This window comes from Halorussus rarus (genome assembly GCF_003369835.1).
GTDB lineage: Archaea > Halobacteriota > Halobacteria > Halobacteriales > Haladaptataceae > Halorussus > Halorussus rarus.
The window spans coordinates 1574308-1580738 of sequence record NZ_QPMJ01000002.1; the positions used below are offsets into that span (position 1 = coordinate 1574308).

The 6431-nt window shown below is 66.9% G+C and carries 5 protein-coding genes and 1 rRNA gene; 4 read left to right on the plus strand and 2 right to left on the minus strand.

Annotation, left to right across the window (positions count from 1 at the left end):
* Positions 1 to 14: 14 nt before the first annotated feature.
* Positions 15 to 1529: a phenylalanine--tRNA ligase subunit alpha gene (gene pheS, locus DVR07_RS16135; RefSeq protein WP_115798288.1), complete on the plus strand. Its 1515-nt coding sequence runs from the start codon at positions 15 to 17 to the stop codon at positions 1527 to 1529.
* Entirely contained in the window at positions 1529 to 3304 is a 1776-nt protein-coding gene (gene pheT, locus DVR07_RS16140; protein ID WP_115798289.1) for a phenylalanine--tRNA ligase subunit beta, read from the plus strand. Before pheS ends, pheT begins: the two co-directional genes overlap by 1 nt.
* 75 nt (positions 3305 to 3379) lie before the next feature.
* Here pheT and DVR07_RS16145 read toward each other — a convergent pair whose 3' ends face one another.
* Together DVR07_RS16145 and DVR07_RS16150 are read right to left on the minus strand one after the other, a co-directional pair.
* Positions 3380 to 4441 carry a quinone-dependent dihydroorotate dehydrogenase gene (locus DVR07_RS16145; protein WP_115798290.1) on the minus strand — a complete coding sequence of 354 codons (1062 nt, stop codon included), beginning with the start codon at positions 4439 to 4441 and terminating at the stop codon, positions 3380 to 3382.
* A 45-nt stretch (positions 4442 to 4486) separates the two neighbouring features.
* Positions 4487 to 4684, minus strand: a complete 198-nt coding sequence (locus tag DVR07_RS16150; RefSeq protein ID WP_115798291.1) for a hypothetical protein — start codon at positions 4682 to 4684, stop codon at positions 4487 to 4489.
* 355 nt (positions 4685 to 5039) lie between these two features.
* Here DVR07_RS16150 and DVR07_RS16155 point away from each other — a divergent pair, with 355 nt between their 5' ends.
* Together DVR07_RS16155 and DVR07_RS16160 are read left to right on the plus strand one after the other, a co-directional pair.
* Positions 5040 to 5348: a non-histone chromosomal MC1 family protein gene (locus DVR07_RS16155; protein ID WP_115798365.1), complete on the plus strand. Its 309-nt coding sequence runs from the start codon at positions 5040 to 5042 to the stop codon at positions 5346 to 5348.
* An 887-nt stretch (positions 5349 to 6235) separates the two neighbouring features.
* Positions 6236 to 6431: ribosomal RNA gene (locus DVR07_RS16160) — 16S ribosomal RNA — on the plus strand; the annotation flags it as partial.

The following is a 6431-nucleotide window of genomic DNA, read 5'->3' on the forward strand; positions in this document are numbered from 1 at the left end:
GAGAACCACGGACGATGAAACTACCCGAATCACAGGCCGCGGTGCTGCAAGCCGCGAGCGCGAACGAGGCACAGACGATAGACGAACTGGCAGCGGAGACCGACCGCAAGCCCGAGACGGTCACCGGGGCGGCTTTCGAACTGGAATCGGCCGGTCTGCTCGACGTCTCGGAGGCCGCCGATGAGTCGGTGACGCTGACCGACGAGGCCCGCGAGTACCTCCAAGACGGCCTGCCCGAGGTCCGGCTCTACGAGGCGGCCGTCGACGCCGGCGCCGCCGACGACCCCGTCCAGATGGGCCGGGTCATCGGCCAGTCGGGGCTGGAGGGCCCGCAGGTCGACATCGCGCTGTCGAACTACGCCCGGAAGGGGTACGGCGCCATCGAGAGCGGCGAGATCACCGCCGACCCGGACGCCGACCCCGCGAGCGACGCCGAGGCCGACGCCCTGGCCTCGCTCGCCGACGGCGAGTCGACAGGCACGCTGGACGAGTCGGTGCTGGAGCAACTCGAGCGTCGCGGGCTCGTCGAGGTCGCCGAGTCGACGGTCCGGTCGGTGACGCTGACCGACGAGGGGGTGACCGCGCTGATGGAGGGCGTCGAGGCTGCGGAGACGGTCGGCCAGCTCACGCCCGAGATGCTCACCTCCGGCGAGTGGCGGGACGTCGAGTTCGCCGAGTACAACGTCGAGGCCGACGCCGAGCGCATCGACGGCGGGAAGACCCACATCCTGCGCCAGACCGCCGACCGCGTGAAGGACACGCTGGTCGGCATGGGCTTCGAGGAGATGGAGGGCCCCCACGCCGACGCGGAGTTCTGGATCAACGACTGCCTGTTCATGCCCCAGGACCACCCCGCGCGGACCCACTGGGACCAGTTCGCGCTGGAGAACCCCCGGAAGATAGACGAACTGCCCGAGGACCTCGTCGAACGCGTGAAGGACGCCCACCGGAACGGTGTGGGCGAGGACGGCGAGGGCTACCACTCGCCGTGGACCGAGGAGGTCGCCGAGGGAATCGACCTGCGCGGGCACACCACCTCGCTGTCGATGCGGTACCTCTCGGGCCACGAGGTCGGCGAGCTCGAACCGCCCCAGCGGTTCTTCAGCGTCGAGAAGGTGTACCGCAACGACACCCTCGACCCGACCCACCTGCTGGAGTTCTTCCAGATCGAGGGGTGGGTGATGGCCGAGGACCTGTCGGTCCGGGACCTGATGGGCACCTTCGAGGAGTTCTACGCCCGGTTCGGCATCACCGACATCGAGTTCAAGCCCCACTACAACCCCTACACCGAGCCCAGCTTCGAGCTGTTCGGCACCCACCCGACGACCGGCGAGATGGTCGAGATCGGCAACTCCGGGATGTTCCGCGAGGAGGTGCTCGACCCCCTGGGCGTCGACTGCGACGTGATGGCGTGGGGGCTCGCGCTCGAGCGGCTACTGATGCTGATGTACGGCTTCGAGGACATCCGCGACGTCCACGGGACCTTGGCGGACCTGGATCTGCTGCGAGAGACGGAGGTGCTACACTGATGCCAGTCGTCGACGTGAATCCCGACGAACTCCGGGAACTGACCGGCCACGACGAGAAATCGGACGACGAACTCATCGACGACCTGTTCGGCCTCGGGCTGGAGTTCGAGGGCCGGACCGAGGAGGGCGACCTCCAGCTGGAGTTCGCGCCCGACCGACTCGACCGCCTCTCCGTGGAGGGGGTCGCCCGTTCCCTGCGCTACCAGTACGGCGACGACCGCGGCGTGTACGTCCCCTCGACCAACGACGCCGACTGGACCATCGAGGTCGACGGAAGCGTCCCCGACGAGCGACCCTACGTGACCGGCGCGGTGATCCGGGACGTCGATCTGGACGACGACGCGCTCGACTCGCTCATCCAGCTCCAGGAGAAGCTCCACGCGACGATGGGCCGCAAGCGCGCGAAGGGCGCCATCGGCATCCACGACCTCACGATGCTGAAGGGCCGGGCCGCGACCGTCGAAGGCCAGACGGAGGCCGGCAACTCCATCACCTACCGGGGCATCGACCCCGACGGTGACCGGTTCGTCCCGCTGGACGCCGACAGCGAGATGACGCCCGCGGAGGTGCTGCGCTCGCACCCGACCGGCGAAACGTACGCTCCGCTGGTCGAGGAGTACGACCGCTACCCCGCCATCTACGACGACATCGGGCTGTTCTCGTTCCCGCCGGTCATCAACGGCCGCCGGACCGAGGTGTCGACCGACTCCCGGGACCTGTTCGTCGAGCTGACCGGCACCGACCAGTGGACCATCGACCGCATGTGCAACATCATCTGCTACGCGCTCGACGCCCGGGGCGCCAGGGTCGAGGAGGTCGAGGTCGACTACCCCGACCGGACCCTAGTCCGCCCCGACTTCGAGGTCACCGAGAAGACCGTCACGCACGACCGCATCGAGCGCCTGCTCGGGGTCGACCTGAGCGCCGAGCGCGTGCTCGACCTGCTGGAGCGCTCGGGCTTAGACGCCGAGACGACGGAGGTCGGCGACGACGAGGTCGCCTACGAGGTCGCGGTGCCGCCGTACCGCGTCGACGTGCTCCACCCGCTGGACGTCGTCGACGACGTGGGCCGGGCGTACGGCTTCAACGACCTCGAACCGCGCTACCCCGACGTGGGGACGGTCGGCGGCCGACACGACCGCTCGAAGCTCGAGGACGCCGTACGCGAGGTGCTGGTCGGGTTGGGCTTCGAGGACCTGCTGAACTTCCACATGATCAGCGAGGGGGAGAACTTCGACCGAATGGGACTCGACCGTCCCGGCGACGGGGGTGGCGCGAGCGGCGAGAGCGGCGGAGATGACGGCGCGGCCGACGTGCTCGGCGCGGCCGAGCCCGCGACCATCCTCGAGCCCTACAGCGAGGACTACACCATGCTCCGGACGTGGGCGCTGCCCTCGCTGCTGATGGTGCTGGAGAACAACACCCACCGGGCCTACCCGCAGGACCTCGCGGAAATCGGGCTGGTGGCCCGCGTCGACGACGGGGAGAACACCGGTGTCGCCGAGCACCGGTCGGTCGCCGGCGTGCTCGCGCGCCACGACGCGTCCTACGAGGACGCGAAGGCCCGCCTCCAGGCGGTCGCGCGCAACTTCGACGTCGACCTGGAGACGCCCGCGACCGACCACCCGACCTTCATCGACGGGCGGGCGGCGTCGGTCGTCGTCGACGGCGAGGAGGTCGGCGTCATCGGCGAGGTCCACCCCGCGGTGCTGGTCGAACACGACCTCGAACTGCCGGTCGCGGCGTTCGAGTTCCGGCTGGGCGCGCTCGAATAGCGTCGCGTTCCGGTCTCCGTCTCCTCGTTTTCGGACTTCGCTCGTCGGTATCCGGAATCAGCAACGGGAACAGTGTCAGTCCAGGTCCGCGCCGACGGCGTCCTCGACCGAGTCGAAGCCGTCGCGTTCCAGCAGATCGAGCAGTCCCTCGTTGATGTCGCGGGCGATGGACGGCCCGCGGTAGACGAGGCCGGTGTACAACTGGACCACGTGTGCGCCCGCGCGTAGCTTCCGATAGGCGTCCGCGGCGGTGAACACGCCGCCCACGCCCACGACCGGCACGTCGACGCGCTCGGCGACGAACCGGACCATCCCGGTCGCGCGCGGTTCGAGGGGTCTGCCCGAGAGCCCGCCCTCCTCGGCGCGGTTGTGGCTCCGCAGCCCTTCGGGGCGGTCGGTCGTGGTGTTGGCGGCGATGACGCCGTCGAGGCCGAGTTCGGTCACGAGATCGAGCGCGTCCTCGACCGCGGGGTCCGGGAGGTCGGGCGAGAGTTTGACCAGGAGCGGGCTCGCGCCCGCATCCTGGAGGGTCGAGAGGATGGCCTCCATCGAGTCGCGGTTCTGGAGGTCCCGGAACCCCTCGGAGTTGGGGCAGGAGACGTTGACCACGAAGAAGTCACCCCCCTCGGCTACCCGCTCGTAGGTGTAGCGGTAGTCCGCCGGCGCGTCGTCGGCGGCGACGTGCTCGGTCTTCGCGAGGTTGACGCCGACCGGGGTCGGTACGTCGGGCGCGGCGGCCGCGAGGCGCTCGCCGACGGCGTCCGCGCCCTGGTTGTTCAGCCCCATCCGGTTGACGATAGCCTCGTCCTCTCGCAGGCGGAACATCCTGGGTCGGGGGTTGCCGGCCTGCGGTTCGGCTGTGACGCCGCCGACCTCGACGTGGCCGAATCCGAGGCTCGCCAGGAGTGCGGGGACCCGGGCGTTCTTGTCGAACCCGGCGGCCACGCCGACCGGGTTGGGGAACCGCTGCCCGAACGCGTCGACCCGGAGTCGGTCGTCGTCGACGACGTACCGATCGCGGAGCGCGCGGGCGGCCGGCGTCCGCTGGGCGACCCGCATCCCCGCGTGGACCGCGTCGTGGGCCGTCTCGGCGGGGAGGCCGAAGAGCAGGGGCTTCACCAACTGGTACGCGTTCATCGTACGTGTACCCTGACTCCGGTGGCAAAAAGCCCTCGTTCCGGTTCAGAACTCGTGCTCGACCTCGTCTTTGTCAGCCTTCTGGATGATGATCTTGTCCTCCCTGACGCGCACGAACACCTCGTCGCCGATGTCCATGCCGGCGACGGCGAGTTCGTCCTCGTGCAGGTTGATGTGGACGTTGTGGTACTCGCCGTCCTCGCCTTTCGCGCCACTGGGGCTGAGCTTCTTTTTCCGTACCATCGCGGTATTGTAGGCGTACGTTCGCCCCAGATTATACTTAAGTGTTTTCTACCATCCTATCCCGTTTCCGGCGGATCGGCGTCCGCGTTCCGGCTTGCTTTCGCCCGTCGCGTTTTGGCACCCCGAACGGGTCCGTCTTCGGCTGTTGGGAGCGGACGGTCTCGGGTCGCGGCGTTCACAGCTATCTCCCCTAGACAGTATACGTTCTGGCCGGCGGCCGTCGCGCGGCCGCGCGAATCGGTTCGAAATCGCCTGACGCCCCGAATCCCGTATATAAGACTTTCGACGGGAATGGCTCATATCGGCGATATATTTATAATGGGTCCTGTGCTGGGTTGGCATGGAGGGAAAAATCATGGTACGTGAAGACGGTAAACGGAACTTCGCTCTCCGAGAATCGAGCGGTGACGAGAGTAGTGTCTTCTCGGGGAACACTCCCCGACAGGCAGCACTGAAGGCGGCCCGCCGGCTCGAGCCGGCGTCGTCCGAGGACGCCGCCGACCGAACCGAGCTCCGGCTCCGGGAGAAGGGCACCGACAAGGTCCACATCTACGACGGCTGGGCGTGGAACGAGTCGGCGCCGGACGACAAACCCGACTGGATGCCGGACGAGATAACCGAAGCCAACGTCTCGAAGCAGGGTATCGAACACCTCGATGAATAGCCGGGGCGTGTACGACTTTTCATCCGTATTTGCCGTCACCGAGTAGCGACGCTACAGTCTTCACGTGCGCGAGCGAGATGGGGAGATTCTTGGTCGGGCACCGCGTACCGTCGTTCGCGCGGGCACCACCCGCCGTGACGTCGTGCACGACGCACAGGATGACCGGCCCGTTCTCCTCCCGCGCGACATCTCCGACCGCCGCCAGCTGCGCTATCGGATCCGCCAATCGCTGGGGGCTGGCACGTCATCCCACCACGCTGCCGGCTCGGTTCGACGGTCTTAAGTGTAACCCGGGCATTCGTTGGAATGCGAACGAGGTCCGGTGGTTTGGGCCTCCGAGAGCCGGCGAGAATCGACGTCTTTATAGGGCGCCTCGGCCGGTTCTTGCAGCACGCCCCCGATCCGATGTCCTTAAGTGTATAGGGCCACTCGGATTGGATGTCAACGTCGTCCTGCGATTTCGGGCGACGAACCACGTCCGATCCGGTGCCCTTAAGTGTTAGAGGACATTCGGATTGGGTGTGGACGAACCTTCGGGGGTCTTCCCACCGAAGGTCGCACCGGTTCAACGCCTCAAGCGCTATTGGGGTGCTCGAACCGAACGCAGTAAACGACTCGAAGTGATTCGCGGGGCGTTCGATTCGTCCCGCGGTCTCGGGCCGCACCGAACTTCGATGGGTTTATCCCCGGTCGAAGTCTAAGTGCAGGTCCGAAGGAAATGAGGATTCCACCCCTGCGGTCCGCCGTACACGATGGGATCTGATGTTAGCCCTGGCAGTTCGGTGACACCCGGCCAACGACGCGGCTCGGGGTCGTCGAACTGACGGACCATATAGCATTCAGTTGCTTCCGCCAGAGACCCACCGAGCTCTTCGAGCTCGGCAACCATTCCGGTTGATCCTGCCGGAGGCCATTGCTATCGGAGTCCGATTTAGCCATGCTAGTCGCACGGGTTCAGACCCGTGGCAGATAGCTCAGTAACACGTGGCCAAACTACCCTATGGATCGAGACAACCTCGGGAAACTGAGGCTAATCTCGAATACGGTTTCCACTCTGGAGTGAGGGAAACTAGAAACGCCCCG